The 19,489-nt window shown below is 71.7% G+C and carries 18 protein-coding genes, 1 tRNA gene and 1 pseudogene; 14 read left to right on the top strand and 6 right to left on the bottom strand.

What is annotated here, in order from left to right; translation table 11 throughout:
- Positions 1 to 10: 10 nt before the first annotated feature.
- From CHC05_RS10940 to CHC05_RS10925, 4 genes are all read left to right on the top strand, one after another.
- The gene (locus CHC05_RS10940) at positions 11 to 964 is read left to right on the top strand and encodes a 4-(cytidine 5'-diphospho)-2-C-methyl-D-erythritol kinase (RefSeq protein WP_089247366.1); all 954 of its coding nucleotides are present in this window, start codon (positions 11 to 13) and stop codon (positions 962 to 964) included.
- Positions 964 to 2,790, top strand: a complete 1,827-nt coding sequence (locus CHC05_RS10935; protein ID WP_089247364.1) for an ABC-F family ATP-binding cassette domain-containing protein — start codon at positions 964 to 966, stop codon at positions 2,788 to 2,790. The genes CHC05_RS10940 and CHC05_RS10935 overlap by 1 nt, the downstream gene beginning before the upstream one ends.
- Positions 2,791 to 2,869: 79 nt before the next feature.
- Positions 2,870 to 3,319, top strand: coding sequence for a DUF4383 domain-containing protein (locus tag CHC05_RS10930; RefSeq protein ID WP_089247362.1), 450 nt, complete (start codon positions 2,870 to 2,872; stop codon positions 3,317 to 3,319).
- Between the two features lie 35 nt (positions 3,320 to 3,354).
- Positions 3,355 to 3,834 carry a DUF4383 domain-containing protein gene (locus tag CHC05_RS10925; protein ID WP_089247360.1) on the top strand — a complete coding sequence of 160 codons (480 nt, stop codon included), beginning with the start codon at positions 3,355 to 3,357 and terminating at the stop codon, positions 3,832 to 3,834.
- Positions 3,835 to 3,837: 3 nt separating this feature from the next.
- On the opposite strand, the gene CHC05_RS10920 is transcribed toward CHC05_RS10925, so the two are convergent.
- Together CHC05_RS10920 and CHC05_RS10915 are read right to left on the bottom strand one after the other, a co-directional pair.
- A complete protein-coding gene (locus CHC05_RS10920) occupies positions 3,838 to 4,437 on the bottom strand; it encodes a TetR/AcrR family transcriptional regulator (protein ID WP_089247569.1) in 600 nt (199 codons plus the stop codon).
- A 108-nt stretch (positions 4,438 to 4,545) separates the two neighbouring features.
- A complete protein-coding gene (locus CHC05_RS10915) occupies positions 4,546 to 5,514 on the bottom strand; it encodes an acyl-CoA desaturase (RefSeq protein ID WP_089247358.1) in 969 nt (322 codons plus the stop codon).
- Between the two features lie 172 nt (positions 5,515 to 5,686).
- On the opposite strand from CHC05_RS10915, the gene CHC05_RS10910 reads away from it, so the two are divergent.
- From CHC05_RS10910 to cysN, 9 genes and pseudogenes are all read left to right on the top strand, one after another.
- Positions 5,687 to 5,758 (top strand) — tRNA-Gln (locus tag CHC05_RS10910).
- A 111-nt stretch (positions 5,759 to 5,869) separates the two neighbouring features.
- Positions 5,870 to 7,348: pseudogene (gene glmU, locus CHC05_RS10905) on the top strand (bifunctional UDP-N-acetylglucosamine diphosphorylase/glucosamine-1-phosphate N-acetyltransferase GlmU); the annotation flags it as partial.
- 34 nt (positions 7,349 to 7,382) lie between these two features.
- Positions 7,383 to 8,363 (top strand): ribose-phosphate diphosphokinase, encoded by a 981-nt coding sequence (locus tag CHC05_RS10900; protein ID WP_089247354.1) that lies wholly within the window; start codon positions 7,383 to 7,385, stop codon positions 8,361 to 8,363.
- A gap of 199 nt (positions 8,364 to 8,562) precedes the next feature.
- Complete coding sequence (locus CHC05_RS10895) at positions 8,563 to 9,219, top strand: 50S ribosomal protein L25/general stress protein Ctc (RefSeq protein WP_089247353.1); 657 nt, start codon at positions 8,563 to 8,565, stop codon at positions 9,217 to 9,219.
- 94 nt (positions 9,220 to 9,313) lie between these two features.
- Positions 9,314 to 9,901: an aminoacyl-tRNA hydrolase gene (gene pth, locus CHC05_RS10890; RefSeq protein ID WP_089247351.1), complete on the top strand. Its 588-nt coding sequence runs from the start codon at positions 9,314 to 9,316 to the stop codon at positions 9,899 to 9,901.
- 68 nt (positions 9,902 to 9,969) lie between these two features.
- On the top strand, positions 9,970 to 11,580 hold the full coding sequence (locus CHC05_RS10885; RefSeq protein WP_245870762.1) for a sugar transferase: 1,611 nt from the start codon (positions 9,970 to 9,972) through the stop codon (positions 11,578 to 11,580).
- Between the two features lie 25 nt (positions 11,581 to 11,605).
- On the top strand, positions 11,606 to 12,394 hold the full coding sequence (locus CHC05_RS10880) for an inositol monophosphatase family protein (RefSeq protein ID WP_089247349.1): 789 nt from the start codon (positions 11,606 to 11,608) through the stop codon (positions 12,392 to 12,394).
- A gap of 50 nt (positions 12,395 to 12,444) precedes the next feature.
- Positions 12,445 to 13,350, top strand: coding sequence for a sulfate adenylyltransferase subunit CysD (gene cysD / locus CHC05_RS10875; RefSeq protein WP_089247347.1), 906 nt, complete (start codon positions 12,445 to 12,447; stop codon positions 13,348 to 13,350).
- Positions 13,350 to 14,642, top strand: a complete 1,293-nt coding sequence (gene cysN, locus CHC05_RS10870) for a sulfate adenylyltransferase subunit CysN (RefSeq protein WP_089247345.1) — start codon at positions 13,350 to 13,352, stop codon at positions 14,640 to 14,642. The genes cysD and cysN overlap by 1 nt, the downstream gene beginning before the upstream one ends.
- An 88-nt stretch (positions 14,643 to 14,730) precedes the next feature.
- On the opposite strand, the gene CHC05_RS41390 is transcribed toward cysN, so the two are convergent.
- Positions 14,731 to 15,483 carry a rhomboid family intramembrane serine protease gene (locus CHC05_RS41390; RefSeq protein ID WP_179266122.1) on the bottom strand — a complete coding sequence of 251 codons (753 nt, stop codon included), beginning with the start codon at positions 15,481 to 15,483 and terminating at the stop codon, positions 14,731 to 14,733.
- Positions 15,480 to 16,631, bottom strand: coding sequence for a galactokinase (gene galK, locus CHC05_RS10860; RefSeq protein WP_089247563.1), 1,152 nt, complete (start codon positions 16,629 to 16,631; stop codon positions 15,480 to 15,482). Before galK ends, CHC05_RS41390 begins: the two co-directional genes overlap by 4 nt.
- 59 nt (positions 16,632 to 16,690) lie before the next feature.
- Between galK and CHC05_RS10855 the strand changes: the two genes are divergently transcribed.
- Positions 16,691 to 17,686: a hemolysin family protein gene (locus CHC05_RS10855; RefSeq protein ID WP_089247343.1), complete on the top strand. Its 996-nt coding sequence runs from the start codon at positions 16,691 to 16,693 to the stop codon at positions 17,684 to 17,686.
- Here CHC05_RS10855 and CHC05_RS10850 read toward each other — a convergent pair.
- Positions 17,683 to 18,891, bottom strand: coding sequence for a sialidase family protein (locus CHC05_RS10850; protein WP_089247341.1), 1,209 nt, complete (start codon positions 18,889 to 18,891; stop codon positions 17,683 to 17,685). The genes CHC05_RS10855 and CHC05_RS10850 overlap by 4 nt on opposite strands.
- Positions 18,878 to 19,396: an RNA polymerase sigma factor gene (locus tag CHC05_RS10845; RefSeq protein ID WP_245870761.1), complete on the bottom strand. Its 519-nt coding sequence runs from the start codon at positions 19,394 to 19,396 to the stop codon at positions 18,878 to 18,880. The genes CHC05_RS10850 and CHC05_RS10845 overlap by 14 nt, the downstream gene beginning before the upstream one ends.
- Positions 19,397 to 19,489: the final 93 nt, after the last annotated feature.

Genomic DNA, 19,489 nt, shown 5'->3' with positions numbered 1-19,489 from the left:
ACATCACTCCGTGACCGAAGCGTGGGAGCCGGAGGACGACGAACGCCCTCGGCTGGGAGCATCCGGCCCGGTCAAGGTCAGGGTCCCGGCAAAGATCAACTTGCACCTGGGTGTCGGCCCGGCCCGCTCCGACGGCTATCACGAGCTCAGCACCGTCTACCACGCGATCGCGCTGCACGACGAGCTGACCGCCCGCCGCGGCGACACGCTGACGCTGACCATGGAGGGCGTCGGCACCGGTGAGCTGGCGCTCGACGAGAGCAACCTGGCGATCCGGGCCGTCCGCGCGCTGGCCCGGCAGGCCGGCGTCCCCGCACACGCCCGCCTCCACCTGCGCAAGCAGATCCCGCTCGCGGCCGGGTTGGCCGGTGGCAGCGCCGACGCGGCCGCCGCGCTGGTCGCCTGCGACACGCTCTGGGGCACCGGGATGAGCCGCGACGACCTCGCCGCGGTCGCCGCCGAGATCGGCTCCGACGTGCCCTTCCTGGTGTACGGCGGCACCGCGCTCGGCACCGGCCGGGGCGAGACGGTCAGCCCGGTGCTGGCCCGCCCGACCACCTGGCACTGGGTGGTCGCGATCGCCGACGGTGGCCTCGCGACCCCCGCCGTCTACGCCGAGCTCGACCGGCTGCGCGCGCTGCGGGCCGCCCCGCCACCGCTGGGCAGCACCGACGACCTGCTCGCCGCGCTGCGCCAGCGCGACCCCGAGGTGCTCGCCGCCGCGCTCGGCAACGACCTGCAGGCCGCCGCGCTCTCCCTGCGCCCGCAGCTCGCCGACGTGCTCAAGGCCGGCCGGGCCGCCGGCGCGCTCGCCGGCATCGTCTCGGGCTCCGGCCCGACCTGCGTCTTCCTGGCCTACGACGCCTCCGAGGCGAGCATGATCGCGACCTCGCTGGAGCAGGCCGGTGTCTGCAAAGAGGCCCGGACCGCCACGGGGCCAGTGGCAGGAGCCCGGGTCGTCTGATGGCGAACATCGTCAACTTGGACCGGGTGTCCAAGGGCTACGGCGCGGCCGGGCCACTGCTGACCGGGGTCTCGGCCGGGATCGACGACGCCGACCGGATCGGCGTGGTCGGCCTCAACGGCGCCGGCAAGTCGACCCTGCTGCGACTGATCACCAGGCAGGAGGAGCCGGACGACGGGCGGGTGACGCTGCGCCGCGACCTGCGGGTGGGCTCGCTGCCGCAGACCATGAGCTTCGCGCCGGACGACACCGTGCGGGACGTCGTGATCGGCACCGCCTGGCTCGCCGAGAGCCTGGGCGCCGAGCACGAATGGGCCGGTGACGCCGGCGTACGCGCCATCCTCGACGGTCTCGGCATGCCGCACCTCGGCCTGGACCAGCCCGTGGGCCCGATGTCCGGCGGCGAGCGGCGCCGGGTGGCGCTGGCCGCGCTGCTGGTGCGCCCCGTCGACCTGCTGGTGCTCGACGAGCCCACCAACCACCTCGACGTCGCGGGCGTGGACTGGCTGGCCCGGCACTTGCTCGGCCGCAAGGGTGCGCTGGTGGTGGTCACCCACGACCGGTGGTTCCTGGACGCGGTCTGCACCAGCACGTGGGAGGTCGCCGACCGGACCATCCGGGCGTACGAGGGCGGCTTCGCCGCGTGGACCCTGGCCCGGGCGGAGCGCGAGCGGGTCGCCGCCGCGACCGAGGCCCGCCGGCAGAACCTGCTGCGCAAGGAGATCGCCTGGCTGCGCCGTGGCCCGCCGGCGCGCACCTCGAAGCCGCAGTTCCGGATCGACGCCGCCAACGCGCTGATCGCCGACGTGCCGCCGCCGCGCGACACGCTCTCGCTCCAGCGGCTGTCCACCGCCCGCCTCGGCAAGCAGGTCTACGACCTGGAGCAGGTCTTCCTGACCGCCGGCGACAAGCCGATCCTCGACGACCTGACCTGGCAGGTCGGCCCGGGTGACCGGGTCGCGCTGCTGGGCGCCAACGGGGCCGGCAAGACCACCCTGCTGCGCCTGCTGGCCGGCCGATCCACGCCGCATGCCGGGCGGTTCACCGTCGGCGCCACGGTCAAGCCCGCGTTCCTCTCGCAGGAGCTGTCCGAGCTGCCGGGCGACCTGCGCGTGCTGGAAGCCGTCGAGGAGGTGGCACGGCGGGTCAACCTGGGCGGCCGCGAGATCTCCGCCGCCCAGCTCGCCGAGGTGTTCGGCTTCGTCGACCGCCCGACCGGCGGCGGCACCCGCACGTCGAGCCTGTGGACGCCGGTCAGCGACCTGTCCGGTGGCGAGCGGCGCCGGCTGCAGATGCTCCGGCTGCTGGCCGGTGAGCCGAACGTGCTGCTGTTCGACGAGCCGACCAACGACCTGGACACCGACACCCTGGCCTCGCTGGAGGACCTGCTCGACTCGTGGCCGGGCACGCTGGTCGTCGCCTCGCACGACCGCTACCTGGTCGAGCGGGTCACCGACGTGGTCTACGGGATGTTCGGCGACGGCCGGCTGGTGCACCTGCCGGGCGGCGTCGACGAGTACCTGGAGCGGGTGGCGGCGCCCGGCGCGGCGCCACCGCTGACCACGCCGGCCGGTCCCGCGGCGCCGGATCGGGCCGGGATGTCGGCCGCCGAGGTGCGGTCGGCCCGCAAGGACCTGGTCCGGCTCGAGCGCGCGGTCAGCCGGCTCGACGAGCGCGAGACCGCGCTGCACGACCAGATGGCCGCCCACGCCACCGACTACGCCAAGGTCGCCGAGCTCGACGCCCAGCTCCGTGAGCTGCGCGCGGAACGCGAGCGGACCGAGGAGGAATGGCTGGCGCTGGCCGAGCGGGTCGACGCCGGGTAACCCCCGATTCGCAGGTCGTCAGCTGGTTGAGCCACAATCTCTTCCGACCGACGACATCGGCGCTGGAGGCAGACAGACCATGCACAACCCCATCAACCACCCCGCGCGCGCGACCTACCGGGTGCTGGCCGGGCTGATCGGGCTCTACCTGGTCGTCTTCGGCGGCATCGGCGTGGCCACGACCAGCGGCGACCTCTTCGCGCAGGACGCGGGCCGGACCCTCGGCCAGGGCAGCAACCTGGCCAACGCGCTGATCAGCCTGGTCGTCGGCGCGATCGTCGTGATCGGCGCCGTGGTCGGCCGCAACGTCGACGTCGTGGTCAACCGGGTGTTCGGCTGGGTGCTGATGGCGCTGGGCCTGATCACGCTGGCGACGCTGCGCACCGACGCCAACTACCTCGGCCACACCCTGGCGACCAGCATCGTGATGATGGGCGTCGGCCAGGTCCTGCTGCTGGCCGCGATGTACGGCAAAGTCGGCACCGCGGACGAGCACGCGGCGTGGCAGCGGGCCCGTCTGGAGTTCTGAGCCCGAAGAAAGCCGCTTAGCCCCACAATTGGGGCATGGCGCACTTCCCGCTCAACCACCCGCTCCGGCCGCTCTACCGGACGCTGGCCGGGCTGACCGGCACGTACATCCTGATCTTCGGCTGTGTCTCGCTGACCAAGACGGTCGGCGAGACGCTGTTCGCGCGGGAGAGCAACTGGGCGCTGGGCATCCGTACCAACCTGGCGTTCGCGATCGTCTCGGTGATCTGGGGCCTGATCGTGCTGGTCGCGAACCTGATCGGCGGCAACGTCGGGCACTACACGAACCTCGCCGGCGCGGTGGTCTTCATGGTCACCGGGATCTACATGGTGGCGTTCATGCAGACCCCGGCGAACTTCCTGAACTTCTCGGTCTCGACCGCGATCCTGTCGCTGGTCTTCGGCCTGGTGCTGCTGCTGGCCGGGATGTACGACAAGACCGGCAGCCCGGAGCGGCAGCGCACCGAGCAGGCCTTCAAGACCACCTCGGCACCGCGCACCGCGCCCCGGCGCTGACGCTCAGCGCTCCTTGACCACCAGGGCCGGCTTGGACTCCAGGTGGGACAGGCCGTTCCAGGCGAGGTTGACCAGGTGGCTGGCGACCACGTCCTTGCGCGGCTTGCGCACCTCCAGCCACCAGCGGCCAGTCAGCGCGACCATGCCCACCAGCGCCTGCGAGTAGAGCTCGGCCAGCTTCGGGTCGAAGCCCCGCGACTTGAACTCGGCACCCAGGATGTGCTCGGCCTGGTGCGCCAGGTCGTTGAGCACGCTGCTGAAGTTGCCGGTCGACGACATCAGCGGTGACTCGCGGACCAGCACGCGGAAGCCGTCGGTCTCCTGCTCGATGTAGTCGAGCAGCGCCAGCGCCGCCTGCTCGAGCAGCTCGCGCGGGTGTCCGGCGGTCAGCGCGTTGGTGATGCGGTCGAGGAGGGCGCGCACCTCGCGGTCGACGACGACCGCGTAGAGGCCCTCCTTGCCGCCGAAGTGCTCGTAGATGACGGGCTTGGAGACCTTGGCCCGGGCGGCCACCTCCTCGATCGAGGTGGCGTCGAAGCCACGCTCCGCGAAGAGTTGACGCCCGATCGCGATCAGTTGCTCGCGACGCTGGGCCGCGGACATCCGGACACGGGACCGGCCGCCCGCCGGGTTGGTCGGGTCGGCTACCACTCGTGCATCCTGTCAGCCGCCTGGCGCGGGCCGCTGACCCGCACCAGGACGGTCATCAGTTCAGGCGTTCGTCTTGACGAGCTTGGCGGCGATCCGCTCGGGCTTGGGCCAGCGCACGTCGTACGCGGCGCCGACCTTCTCGAAGAGCCAGATCACGCGGGCCGAGATGTCGATCTGGCCGCGCAGCACGCCGTGCCGGGCCGAGGTCGGGTCGGCGTGGTGCAGGTTGTGCCAGCTCTCGCCGAAGGACAGGATCGCCAGCGGCCAGAAGTTGCTGGCCTTGTCGCCCTGGCGCACCTCGAACGGGCGCTCGCCGTACACGTGGCAGACCGAGTTGATCGACCAGGTGACGTGGTGCAGGACCGCGATGCGAACCAGGCCGGCCCAGAAGAAGGCGGTCAGCGCGCCCTGCCAGGACATCGTGACGAGGCCGCCGACCAGCGCCGGCGAGAGCACGGAGATCACGACGAGCAGCGGGAAGAGCTTGTCGACCCGGGCGATCGCCTTGTCGGCGAGCAGGTCCGGCGCGAAGCGCGAACGGTTGCCCAGCTCGCGGGAGAACATCCAGCCCACGTGTGCGAAGAACAGACCCTTGGTCAGACCCCAGACGCCACCCCCGAAGCGCCACGGGGAGTGCGGGTCGCCCTCCACGTCGGAGAACGCGTGGTGCCGCCGGTGGTCGGCGACCCACTGGATCACGTTGCCCTCGATCGCGAACGAGCCGGCGACCGCGAGGGTCACCCGCAGCCAGCGCTTCGCCTTGAACGAGCCGTGCGTGAAGTAGCGGTGGAAGCCCACCGTGATGCCGAGCCCCGAGACGACGTACAGGACCAACGTGATCGCCGCGTCGGTCCACGACAGCCAGCCGCCCACCACGGCGACCGGGACGGCCGCGAGCACCGCGAGGAACGGCAGGACGACGAAGCCCCAGAGGGCGACCAGCACCCCGGTCGACTGCTTGCCCTCGGTGAGTGGCTTCGGGCCCGATTGTGTCGTCGTCTGGTCGGGAGTCGCGGTGATGGTGGTCATGGCACCTCGCAGCGGGTGGGGGTGATCAACAAGTTACGCTTACGTCACCGTAACTTACGGACCCGTAGTTAGCACCTGGTGCAACGCATTATTTAGGTTGGGCTAACTCGCCAGAGGGAACCTGTCACCGTGTGTCTGAAACGGCGCGACAGGCTAGGCTTACCCGGCTTGATGGGACGTGGGGTAACGGCAGCCCGCCGGACTTTGAATCCGGAAGGTCCTGGTTCGAATCCAGGCGTCCCAGCTTTCTCGGTCGGGGACCCGATAGCTGATGTTTCAGGTGACCAGCGACCGCCCCGTGCCTGCCCTACTAACATGAGGCGGCACGCCGTATCCGTCCGACGGGAGCCCCCTCGTGACCGAAGCCCGTACCGTTGTCATCCTCGCCGCGGGTGAGGGAAAACGGATGAAGTCGGCTCTGTCGAAGATGCTGCATCCACTGCTCGGTCGCACCGTCGTCGGCCACGTCCTGCAGGCCGCCGCCGCCGTCGACGCCGAGCGCACGCTGGTCGTCGTCGGGCACGCCGCCGACCAGGTCGAGGCGCACCTCGCCGAGGTCGCGCCCGAGGCGACCGCGGTGCTCCAGGCGGAGCAGCACGGCACCGGCCACGCGGTGCGCATCGCGCTCGACGCGGTGCCCGACGCGACCGGCACGGTCGTCGTGCTCAACGGCGACGTGCCGCTGCTGCGTGGGGAGACCGTCGAGGCGCTGGTCGCCGCGCACGAGAGCGCCGGCACCGCCGCGACCGTGCTGACCGCCGAGATCGCCGACCCGACCGGGCTGGGCCGGATCATCCGGGACGAGACCGGTGGCCTCGAGCGCATCGTCGAGGAGCGCGACGCGAGCCCGGCCGAGAAGGCGATCCGCGAGATCAACGCCGGCATCTACGCCTTCGACGCCCGCCTGCTGCGGGCCGCGCTGGCCAAGCTGACCAGCGACAACGACCAGGGCGAGGAATACCTGACCGACGTGCTCGGCCTGCTGGCCGCCGCCGGCGAGCCGGTCGCGGTGCACGTCGCGGCCGACGCGCAGGAGACGCTGGGCTGCAACGACCGGGTCGAGCTGGCCGGGCTGCGGGCCCGGCTCCGCGACCGGGTCAACGCCGACCTGATGCGCTCCGGCGTCACGATCCTCGACCCGGCCACCACCTGGATCGACGTGACGGCCACGGTCGAGCGCGACGCCGTGATCGACCAGAACACCCAGCTCCGCGGTGCGACCCGGGTCGGCCCGGGCGCCGTGGTCGGCCCCGACACGACGTTGATCGACACGGTCGTCGAGGCCGGCGCCACGGTGCTGCGCGCCCACGCCGTGCAGGCCGAGGTCGGCCCGGGCGCGAGCGTCGGCCCGTACGCGTACCTGCGTCCCGGCAGCCGACTCGGCGCGAAGTCCAAGATCGGCACGTTCGTGGAGACCAAGAACTCCGAGATCGGCACGGGCTCCAAGGTGCCGCATCTGTCCTACGTCGGTGACGCCACGATCGGTGAGCACAGCAACATCGGTGCGGCCTCGGTGTTCGTCAACTACGACGGCGTCAAGAAGCACCGCACGGTCATCGGCAGCCACGCGCGCACCGGCTCCGACAACATGTTCGTGGCACCGGTCGAGGTCGGCGACGGCGCCTACACGGGGGCCGGCACGGTGGTCCGCCGCGACGTGCCGCCGGGCGCATTGTCCGTTTCCGGCGGCCAGCAGCGGATCTTCGAGGGATGGGTCGAATCCCGACGTCCGGGCACAGCTGCGGCCGAAGCGGCCAGGCAAGCACGTGACCAACTGCACGTGACCGAAGACGGTCATGCCGCCGCCGACGCTCCGGGTGATACTTCAAGCGAGTAAACATCCGCCGAACTCACGGAGCGCCTCACCCATGGGCAGCATCGTCGCCGAAAACCGCAAGAGCCTGATGCTCTTCTCCGGCCGGGGGTTTCCCGAGCTGGTCAACGAGATCGGCGAGGTGCTCGGCGTGGCGCCGACGCCGACCGACGCCTACGAGTTCGCCAACGGCGAGATCTTCGTCCGCTACCGGGAGTCCGTCCGCGGCTCCGACGCCTTCGTCGTGCAGTCCGCCGGTGAGGGCGTCAACAAGTGGGTGATGGAGACGCTGATCATGGTCGACGCGCTCAAGCGCGGCTCGGCCAAGCGGATCACCGTCGTCCTGCCCTTCTATCCGTACGCCCGGCAGGACAAGAAGCACCGCGGCCGCGAGCCGATCTCGGCGCGGCTGGTGGCCGACCTGCTCAAGCAGGCGGGCGCCAACCGGATCCTCACCGTCGACCTGCACACCGCCCAGATCCAGGGCTTCTTCGACGGGCCGGTCGACCACCTGTTCGCGATGGACATCCTGGCGGGCTACGTCGAGCGGAAATACGCCGGCCGTCCGATGACCGTGGTCGCGCCGGACTCGGGCCGGGTGCGGGTCGCCGAGCGCTGGACCGACCGGCTGGGCGGCTGCCCGCTGGCCTTCATCCACAAGACCCGTGACCCGCTCAAGCCCAACCAGGTGGTCGCCAACCGGGTGGTCGGTGACGTCGAGGGCCGGGTCTGCCTGATCGTCGACGACATGATCGACACCGGCAGCACGATCTGCAAGGCGGCCGAGATCCTGCACGACAGCGGCGCCGCCGACGTCGTGGTCGCGGCCACCCACGCGCTGCTCTCCGACCCGGCGACCGAGCGGCTCAAGAACAGCCGGATCAGCGAGGTCGTGGTCACCAACACGCTGCCACTCCCGCCGGAGAAGCGCCTCGACAAGATCACGTCGCTGTCGATCGCGCCGCTGCTGGCCCGGGCGATCCGCGAGGTCTTCGACGACGGGTCCGTTACAACACTGTTCGGCGGGTTGAGCTAGTTCGGGCAGCCCCGGCGGTAGGGTGCCCTGCCCGTCCGGTAGAGTATTGAGGTTGCCACGGCGAGGGTGACCCAGCTGGTTCTCAATAGCAGCCACGGGCGCCGTCATCGACGCGGTGTCCGGGCCAGCCCGCGCGCCTCCTTCGCCCGGCACCGCCGCCGCTTGCACGCAGCCCAGACCAAGATCCAGGAGTTCTCCCGTGTCCGAGGTAAAGATCGCCGCCGAGCCCCGCACCGAGTTCGGCAAGGGTGGTGCCCGCCGCACGCGCCGTGCCGGCCTGGTGCCCGCCGTCCTCTACGGCCACGGCGAGAAGCCCAAGCACATCGCGCTGCCCGCGCGCGAGTTCGCCGCCGCGATCCGCCACGGTGGCGCCAACCAGCTCTTCGCGCTGGAGATCAGCGACGGCACCCAGGCCCTGGCCCTGCCGAAGGCGATCCAGCGTGACCCGGTGAAGGACACCTTCGAGCACATCGACCTGCTGCTCGTCCGCCGCGGCGAGAAGGTCACCGTCGACATCCCGGTGCAGCTCATCGGCGAGGCGGCGGCCGGCACGCTGGTCGTGCACGAGAGCGACACGCTGTCGGTCAGCGCCGACGCCACCCGGCTGCCGGACCACTTCGAGGTCTCCATCGAGGGCCTCGAGGCCGGCTCCAAGATCACCGCAGCCGACGTCACCCTGCCGGCCGGCGCCGAGCTCATCGCCGACCCCGAGACCACCATCGCCGTGATCACGGTCGCGCCGAGCGCCGAGGCGCTCGAGGGCGAGACCGCTGAGGGCGAGGAAGCCGCTGCCGAGGGCGAGGAAGCGGCCGAGGGCGAGGCCGCCAGCGAGGAGCCGGCTGCCGCCGCCTCCTGAGCAAGATTTGGTCTGAGCGTCGAAAGGCCCCTCCCGGTCGCGTGCCGGGAGGGGCCTTTCGCTAACCGCTTGTGTGTCTGGGGAGAATGAGAGCGTGGAAGCGACAGCGCCCTTCCTCGTGGTCGGTCTTGGCAACCCTGGCAAGGAGTACGCCAAGAACCGGCACAACGTGGGCTTCATGGTCGCCGACCTGATCGCCGAGCGGATCGGCGCGAAGTTCGGACGGCACCGCCGCGCGGTCGCCGACGTCGCCGAGGGGCGGCTCGGCTTCGGCGGGCCCCGCCTCGTGCTGGTCAAGCCGCTGACCTACATGAACCTCTCCGGGGGCCCGGCGGTCGCGCTGGCCCAGTTCTACAAGGTGCCGCCAGAGCAGATCATCGCGGTGCACGACGAGCTCGACATCCCGTACGGGCAGATCCGGGCCAAGATCGGCGGGGGCGAGGGTGGCCACAACGGCCTGCGCTCCATGTCGAAGTCGCTGGGCACCAAGGACTACGCCCGCGTGCGGTTCGGCATCGGCCGGCCGCCGGGTCGGCAGGACCCGGCCGACTACGTGCTCAACGACTTCTCCGCCGCCGAGCGCAAGGAGCTCGAGTTCCTGGTGGACCGCGCCGCGGATGTCGCGGAGGCGGTCTCCAGCAAGGGTGTCGAATGGGCACAAAACGCGTATAACGGATCCTGATCAAGGGCCGTATCGCCTGCCCGGTTCCGCCCGTTGTGTCTTAGGCGGCACAACCGGGGGAGGCGCGGATGGAACGTGGGCGGTTCGATCCGGCGGCAGTGCGCGACCTGATGGAACGCGGCCTCGACGCCCGCGAGCGGAACACCCGGCCACACACCCCGGTCCGGACCCGACCCCAGCGCGGTGCCGAGCTGGAACGCCGTCGCCCGGAGCGCGCCCGCGTCGCGCCGCAGCCCCGCCGTTCGCTGCTCCGCCGGATCCCCGGCCGGCACGCCGCCCTGTCGCGCCGGGCGGCCTGGGAGTCGCGCTACCTGCGTACGCTGCTGTTCGCCGATCTCCTGGTCGGTGCCGCCGCCGGTGGGCTCGCCTTCAAACTCCGCTTCGGCGACGGGGTGACCAGCTACAACCGGGACTACGTGGTGCTGTCGGCGCTGCTGCCGCTGGCCCTGGTCGCGTCGGTCGGCCTGGCCCGGGCGTACGAGGCGCGGTTCCTGTTCGTCGGCACCGACGAGTACCAGCGGGTGATCCGGGCCGGGCTCGGGTTGATCGCCGGCGTCGCGATGGTCTCCTACGCGCTGGAGATCCCGCTGGCCCGCTCGTACGTGCTGATCGCCCTGCCGGCCGCCACCTTCGCCACCGTCGCGGTCCGGTTCGGCCTGCGCAAACGCCTGCACCGGGCGCGCAAGCGGGGTGACTGCCTGCGCCGGGTGATCGTGGTCGGGCACGAGCTCGCCGTCATCCACCTGGCCCGCCAGCTCTGCCGCGAGCGCTACCACGGGCTCGAGGTGGTCGGCGCGTGCCTGCCGCCGCAGCACGACGGCGACATCGGGCTCCCGGTCCTCGGCACCTTCGACGACGTCGCCCACGCGGTCGACGCGTCCGGCGCCGACACCGTGATCGTGCTGTCGTGCCCCGAGATCGACGGCCAGACCCTGCGCCGGCTGGCCTGGCGGCTGGAGCGCGACGAGATCGACCTGATCCTGGCCAACGCGCTGATCGACGTCGCCGGCGACCGCACCACGATCCGGCCGGTCGACGGGCTGCCGATGCTGCACGTCGAGCATCCCCGGCTGGAGGGCGCGGCCCGGTTCGTGAAGGAGATCGTCGATCGGCTGGGTGCCGCGGTGCTGGTGGCGCTGTTGTCACCCGTGCTGCTGGTCGTCGCCCTCTGCATCCGGATCGACTCCAAAGGCCCGGTACTCTTCCGACAGGTGCGCACCGGTCGCGACGGCCGGGAGTTCCTGATCTACAAGTTCCGCAGCATGTACCTCGACGCGGAGGCGCGGCTGGCGGAGCTGCGACACCTCAACGAGCACGACGGCGTCCTGTTCAAGATCCGCAACGACCCGCGGATCACCCCGGTGGGACGCCGGCTGCGCCGGTTCTCGCTCGACGAGCTGCCGCAGCTGTTCAACGTGCTGCTCGGCCAGATGTCGCTGGTGGGACCGCGGCCCCCGCTGCCGCACGAGGTGGCGCAGTACGCCGACGACGTGCGACGCCGGCTCGCGGTCAAGCCCGGGATGACCGGGCTGTGGCAGGTGTCGGGCCGGTCCGACCTGTCGTGGGAGGAGGCGGTCCGGTTGGACCTGCGCTATGTGGAGAACTGGTCGCTCTCCTTGGACCTGGTGATCCTGATGCGTACGCTCGCCGCCGTCGTCCGCCCGAGCGGCGCCTACTGACATCCCCGATCGAGGAGAACCCCTCATGACTCCGCCGGTGATTGACGGCGCGTTCGCCCGCTGGCTGGCCGGGCGCGCCGGGGACCTGTTGCTGCGTACCCGGCAAGAGGTCGGCTTCGCCGACCCGCACGCCCTGAAGGCGGCCGGTGACAAGCTGTCACACGAGCTGATCCGCACTGAACTCGCCCGCTGGCGGCCGGCCGACGCGGCGCTCTCCGAGGAGGACCAGGGCGCGCGCAGCGCTGGCACCGACCGGCTCGCCGCCGACCGGGTCTGGATCGTCGACCCGCTCGACGGCACCCGCGAGTTCAGCGAGGAAGGCCGCGACGACTGGGCCGTGCACGTCGCCCTCTGGGGGCGGCACGGCACGAGCCCGCACAAGCTGCTCGCCGGCGCGGTCGCGATCCCGGCACAGCACCGGACGCTGGCGACCGACTTTCCGCCCGCGTACCCGCCGATGGGTCCGCACCCGAAGCTCCGGCTGGCCGCGAGCCGCACCCGCCCGCCGGCCTTCCTGCACGGCCTGGCCGCGGATCTGGGCGCCGAGTTGGTGCCGATGGGCTCGGCCGGCGTGAAGATCGCCGCCGTGGTCGGCGGCGAGGTGGACGCCTACGTGCACGGCGGCGGCCAGTACGAGTGGGACTCCGCCGCGCCGGTGGCTGTGGCGACCGCCACTGGTCTGCACGCTTCCCGGATCGATGGATCCGCGCTGAAATACAACGAGACCGATCCCCGCCTTCCGGATCTGGTGGTCTGCCGGAAGGATCTGGCACCACGGTTGCTCGCGGCGCTGCGACAGCACATCCCGGGGTAAGCTCGCTCGGGAAAAACCTAGTGAACTGCTAGACAATCCGAAGGGGTTCCATGCCGCCGGCTTACCGGGTCTCCCATCTCGCGGCGCTCGAGGCGGAGAGCATCTTCGTCATGCGCGAGGTCGTCGCCGAGCTGGAACGCCCCGTGCTGCTCTTCTCGGGCGGCAAGGACTCGATCGTGATGCTGCGGCTCGCCGAGAAGGCCTTCGCCCCGGCACGCATCCCGTTCCCGGTCATGCACGTCGACACCGGCCACAACTTCCCCGAGGTGCTGCACTATCGCGACCGCCGGGTCGCCGAGCTCGGTCTGCACCTGGTGGTCGCCAGCGTGCCCGAGGCGCTCGAGTCGGGTCTCGTGGTCGAGCCGAGCGACGGCACGCGCAACCGGATCCAGACGCCCGTGCTGCTCGACGCCGTCGAGAAGTACCGCTTCGACGCGCTCTTCGGCGGTGCCCGGCGCGACGAGGAGAAGGCGCGGGCCAAGGAGCGGGTGTTCAGCTTCCGCGACGAGTTCGGCCAGTGGGACCCCAAGAACCAGCGTCCCGAGCTGTGGTCGCTCTACAACGGCCGCCACCACCCGGGCGAGTCGATCCGGGTGTTCCCGCTGTCCAACTGGACCGAGCTCGACGTCTGGCACTACATCGCGCAGGAGCGCCTCGACCTGCCGTCGATCTACTACGCGCACGAGCGCACCGTGATCTCCCGCGACGGGATGCTGTACGCGGTCAACGAGTTCATCGCGCCGCGCGGGGCCGAGCAGCCGTTCACCGCGAAGGTGCGCTACCGGACCGTCGGCGACGCCTCCTGCACCGCGGCGGTCGAGTCCCACGCCGACACGGTCGAGAAGGTGATCGACGAAGTGGCCGCCACCCGGATCACCGAGCGCGGCGCGACCCGCGGCGACGACCGGGTCAGCGAGGCCGCGATGGAAGACCGCAAGCGGGAGGGCTACTTCTGATGTCGGCACCCACCGTCGCTGCCAGCGAGCAGCGCGCCATGGACCTGCTCCGGTTCGCCACCGCGGGCAGCGTCGACGACGGCAAGTCGACCCTGATCGGCCGGCTGCTCTACGACACCAAGTCGCTGTTCACCGACCAGCTCGCGGCCGTCGAGGCGGTCAGCGCGGCGCGCGGCGACGAATACACCAACCTGGCGCTGCTCACCGACGGCCTGCGGGCCGAGCGCGAGCAGGGCATCACGATCGACGTCGCCTACCGCTACTTCGCGACGCCGCGGCGGAAGTTCATCATCGCCGACACGCCGGGGCACATCCAGTACACCCGCAACATGGTGACCGGAGCGTCCACCGCGGACCTGGCGCTGATCCTGGTCGACGCCCGCAAGGGCCTGGTCGAGCAGTCCCGCCGGCACGCCTTCCTCTGCTCCCTGCTGCGCGTGCCGCACCTGGTCCTCTGCGTCAACAAGATGGACCTGGTCGACTGGTCGCAGGAGGTCTTCGAGCAGATCGCCGACGAGTTCACCGCGTTCGCCGCCAAGCTCGAGGCGCCCGACCTCTCGGTGATCCCGATCTCCGCGCTCAAGGGCGACAACATTGCCTCGCGCTCGGAGAACATGCCCTGGTACGAGGGCCCGTCGCTGCTCCACCACCTGGAGCGCGTGCACATCGCCTCGGACCGCAACCTGGTCGACGTGCGCTTCCCGGTGCAGTACGTGATCCGGCCGCAGTCGACGACGGTGACCGACTACCGCGGCTACGCGGGCCAGGTGGCGTCCGGCGTGCTCAAGCCCGGCGACGAGGTGATGGTGCTGCCGTCGGGCCTCACCAGCCGGATCGCCGCGATCGACACCGCCGACGGTCCGGTCGCCGAGGCGTTCCCGCCGATGTCGGTGACCGTGCGCCTCGAAGACGAGATCGACATCTCGCGCGGCGACCTGATCTGCCGGCCCAACAACGCGCCGGCGGTAGCCCAGGACATCGAGGCGATGGTCTGCTGGCTCGACGAGAGTCGGCCGCTGCGGGTGGGTGGGAAATATTCGCTCAAGCACACCACGCGCTCTGTGCGGGCCGTCGTCCGCGACCTGCACTACCGCCTCGACGTCAACTCACTGCACCGCGACGAGGAAGCCGGCGAGCTGAAGCTCAACGAGATCGGCAGGCTGAAGCTGCGCACGACAGCGCCCCTGCTCGCCGACGAATACCGCCGCAACCGCACGACAGGCGGATTCATTCTCATTGATGAGTCGAGTAATCGGACCGTTGCCGCTGGCATGATCGTCGAGGCGAGTTAGAGCTTCCTGACTCGGGCTCGCGGTGGTCCGGACCGTTCCTCCCGCGAGGGACCGCTCCGCTTCGCTCCGCTGCCAGGTCCGCGGTGGCTCAGCGCTCGCGTTTGCTCTGCTTCCATATACGCATCGATGCGTATATGGAAGCAGAGCAAATGGCGGCGCCAAGGAGCAACGGTGGGCCGTGGATGTTGCGTAGGGCCGTCAGCGCGATGCCCACCAACAGCGCACCCACCGCGACGATTCGGCCCAGGGTTCGGTTGCCGCGACCTTGCTCGCCGCCGGCGACCAGGGCGATCTGGACCGCTACGCCGCCAACCGCGCCGATGTACAGGGCCACCTCCGACGCGGTGCCCAGGAGGGCGACCGACCACCAGGCGACGCCGGCCGGCAGCCAGAGGTGGCGCGGGCGTAGGTCGCTGCCGAGGGCGTCGGTTCGCCAGGCCGCCGACGGGCGCAGCGGTCGGGCGAGGAGCGCGACCGTCAGGGCGCCGGCCAGGCCGCAGATGGCGATCGAGTTGCCGCCGCCCGTCGGTTGCCAGGACAGGGCGATCAGCTCGGCCGCCAGGCCGCAGCCCAGGTAGCAGGTCGCCCAGAGCCACCGCCGCACGGTGAGCTCGGCCAGGGCGCCGACCAGGAGCAGGAAGAACAGGTTCGAGATCGTGCCGAACCAGCCGCCGTCCTGGACGAGCAGCGACGTGACCAACCGCCACACCTGGCCGTCGCGGATCGCCGGCGTGCGTTGCAGCGAGGTCAGTACCGCCGGGAAGGAGAACTGCGCCAGGCTGAACGCCGCCGTGACCGCGAAGACGGCCAAGGTGAGCGGGATCCGCCGCGCGGCGGTCACCCGATGCGTTCCGCCCCGGCGCCCGGACGGGCGGCGAACCAGACCGGCTCGGTGAAGCCCCGCCCGGCATAGGCGGCGGCGACCGCGGCGGCCACCCGTTCGGTGTCGGCGGCGTCGACCAGCGCGAGCACGCAGCCGCCGAAGCCGCCGCCGGTCATCCGGGCGCCGTAGGCACCCGCGGACAGCGCCGTCGACACCGCGAGGTCGACCTCCGGCACGGTGATCTCGAAGTCGTCGCGCATCGAGGCGTGTGAGGCGGTCAGCAGCGGGCCGATCTCGCGTACCCGGCCGGCGCGGAGCAGCTCGACCGTGTCCAGCACCCGCTGGTTCTCGGTCACCACGTGCCGCACCCGGCGGCGCATCACGTCGTCGGGCAGCGCGGCCAGCGCCTTGTCCAGGTCGTGCACGTCGCGCAGCGCCGCGACGCCGAGCAACGCCGCCGCTTCCTCGCACGCCCGGCGCCGGGTCGCGTACTCGCCGCCGGCATGCCGGTGCGGCGCCCGGGTGTCGACCACCAGCACGGCCAGCCCGGAGGAGGCGACGTCGAACGGAATCTGCTCGATATCCAGCGAGCGGCAGTCCAGGAAGAGTGCGTGGCCGGCCTCCGCGCGAATCGAGGCGGACTGGTCCATGATCCCGCAGGGCATGCCGACGTAGTCGTTCTCCGCCCGCTGCGCGAGCCCGGGGCGTTCCTCGACCGGCACCGACAGGTCACCGAGGTCGGCGAGGGCGGTCAGCACGGCCGACTCCAGCGCCGCCGAGGACGAGAGCCCGGCGCCTGCCGGCACGTCGGAGGCGACGGCCAGGTCCGCGCCCGGCACCTCGTACCCCTTGGATCGCAGGGTCCACACCACGCCCGCGACGTAACCGGCCCAGCCCTCGACGCGCCCGGGATCGTCGGCCTCGGCCGCACCGAACTCGACCGTCTCACCGGTCTGCTCCGACCACACCCGCCACCGCGGCTCGGGCCGGGCCGTCGCCCCGACCACCACCCGGTGCGGGAGTGCGAAGGGGAGCACAAAACCGTCGTTGTAGTCCGTGTGCTCACCGATGAGGTTGACGCGCCCGGGCGCGGCCCACAGCCCGGCCGGTTCGGCGCCGAAAGCGGATGAGAAGCCCGCGGCGGCGCGGGAGGGGACGGAGCTCATGGCCTGCATCCCATCACAACGGTTCGGCGGGACGAGCAGGACGTGTCTACGATCGCTTCATGCAGGACCAACCCGGCACAGCCGGGCCCCGTCGGCGCTTTCCGACGGGGCGTCCCCAACGCAATCCCGGTCCGGTCGCCCGGCGCCTGGCCCGCCTCGTCGTGCGGACGGCCGATGGGCTGACCGCGGCCCTCGGCGCCGACCCGTCGGCCGGGCGGGAGCAGATCAGCGAGGCCGACCTGCGCGACCTGGTCGCCGCCAACACCCGCCTGGACCCGGTCGAGCGCCGGATCATCGACGAGGTGCTGGTGGCCCGCGACACCATGGTGCGCGAGGTGATGCGGCCCCGCACCGAGGTCACCTTCCTGTCCGCGCGGCAGACGCTGACGGACGTCGCCGAGCGGATCCGGGTGGAGACCCACACCCGCTATCCCGTGGTCGACGGCACGCAGGACGACGTGGTCGGCTTCGTGCACCTGCGCGACCTGCTGATCCGCCCGGACGGCGACGGGCGGCTGACCGTCGGCGAGCTGACCCGGGAGGTGAAGCGGATACCGGCGAGCAAGCGGGTGCTGGTCGCGCTCACCGAGATGCGCCGCGAGCGGCACCATCTGGCGGTCGTGATCGACGAGTACGGCGGCACCGCCGGCATCGTCACTCTCGAGGACCTCATCGAAGAGGTGGTCGGCGAGATCCACGACGAGTACGACGTCGAGCCGGACCCGATCCCGGGCCGCGCGACCGACCTGGACGGCCGGCTCAACCTCGCGGACTTCGCCGAGCGCGCGGGCTTCGACCTGCCACCCGGGCCGTACGAGACGGTCGGCGGCTATGTGATGGCCAGCCTGGGTCGCGTGCCCGAGGTCGGTGACGAGGCCCGCGTCCCCGGTGACGAGGGTTGGGTGCTGCGGGTGCTCGAGCTCGACGGCCGCCGGGTGGCCCGGGTCGGCATCCAGGCCGCCGCCCCGTCGCCCGCTGCCGAGCCGGCCCAGGTGATCGCGACCATCCCGATGCCGATGCTGCCCACCCGCGAGTCGGCCACCGCGCGGGACTAGTTCACCTGGAGCTTCTGCCAGTTCGTGCCGTTCGGCGAGAAGGCGGCCCAACTGCCGCTGAAGAGCCCGTAGACGACGTAGCCGGCGTACGTGCGGCGGATCGAGCTGGCGGCCGGCAGATCCGGGATCGGGTCGAAGCTTCGCCCGTCGTCCTCGCTCACCCACCACGAGCTGGGTGCGCCGTTGCCTCGCAGGGCGAGCAGCCGACCGTCGAGCAGCGGCACCAGGTCACCGGTGTACGGCGCGGCCGCGCCCTTGCCAGCCAGGAAGGTCGTGGTGAAGGTCTTGCCGCCGTCGGCCGAGTGGTAGATCCCGAGCACCTGGCCGGCCTCGTCGCGTGCCACCGCGTAGACCTCGGTGCCCAGCGTGCTGACCGTCACCGAGTCCGTCGGGTCGGGCGGGTCGGCCAGCGTGACGGTCGTCCAGCTGCGGCCGGAGTCGCGGCTGACCGAGACCGCGGGGTTGGTGCCGACCAGGCCGCCGACCCACCAGGCGCCGTCGGCCGTCGGTGCCGGTGCCACCCAGCGGGCCGTGGACAGCTGCGGCTGAGTCGTCAGGTCCCCGAGCCGCCCGCGGTCCCAGCTCCACACGACCACCTGGCCGCCCGGCTGCTCGACCCGGAGCAGCATGCCGGGCCCGATCTCGGCCTGCGGCTCCGCCAGCGGCGGGTTGACGACCCGCCAGGCGGAGCCGTCCGGGGACGACCGGTCGAGGTCGCCGTCCAGCAGCCAGTGGCCGCCCGGGAAGGCCAGCAGGTCGACCGGTCCGCCGCCGGTCGGTCGCACGTCGGCCTCGTGCCAGGACAGCCCGCCGTCGGTGGTCCGGGCGAGCTCCGGGCAGCGCGGGGCGCAGCCGGCCGCCGCGAAGCCGTTGTCGCGGTCCGCGAACTCCACCTCGGCGATCTGGCCGTCCAGGTCGTACACGGCTGTGGGGGACAGGCCGATGATCTCGATGCCGCCGCCGCGGTAGACCGGCGCGATCGCGGGCGGGTCCGTGGCGGTGACGGTGGGCGGGCCGTCCTGGTGCCAGGGCCGGGCGGCGAGGCCGATGACGCCGAGCACCGCGAGCGCGGTGGCGCCGGCGGCCACGGACCGGCGGCGGCGGATGCGGGTCGCGCGCCGGCGGACGACCGCCAGCGGCGGCTGCTCGATCTCGTCGAGCAGGGCCGAGCGGGACCGGGCGAGCTTGGTTTCAAGATCGGGCACGGGTCACCTCCGTCCGGTAGCCGTCGAGCCGGCCCGCCAGCGCCGTGCGGGCCCGGGACAGGCGCGACTTGACGGTGCCGGTCGGCACGCCGAGCATCGCGGCGACCTCGTCGACCGGCAGGTCGGCGTAGTAGTGCAGGACCACCACCTCGCGGAAGCTGGGCGGCAGCGCGGCCAGGGCGTCGCGCAGGTCGGCCCGCTCGGGCCCGGGCGCCGGCTCGACCGTCCGCGCGACCGGGCGGTCGCGCAGCAGGATCGCGTCGAGCAGCTTGCGGCGCCGCCAGCGGCGGCGGACCACGTTGACCGCGACCGTGCGCAGCCACGCCTCCGGGTTGTCCACGTCGGCGAGACCCCGCGGCCGGGCGAGCGCCCGGGCGAATGCCTCCTGCACCACGTCCTGTGCCTCCGTCAGGTCGGTGGTGAACGCGTAGACCTGCGCCACCAGGCGGCGGTAGCAGGCGTGGTAAAGCTCCTCCATCGCCCGATCGCCCTGGTCGCGGGTCACCCGTGCACCGTCCTCGTGCGCCAATCGCCGTCCTTCCGGTTCTGGCCACACCGTACGAGTTCCGAGGGGCTGCTGGGGTTCCCCGAGGCGGCT

This window comes from Asanoa hainanensis (assembly GCF_900188485.1).
Lineage (GTDB): Bacteria > Actinomycetota > Actinomycetes > Mycobacteriales > Micromonosporaceae > Asanoa > Asanoa hainanensis.
Note: the sequence above shows the minus strand (reverse complement) of the source record. Positions and strands in the feature narration are given on the sequence as shown.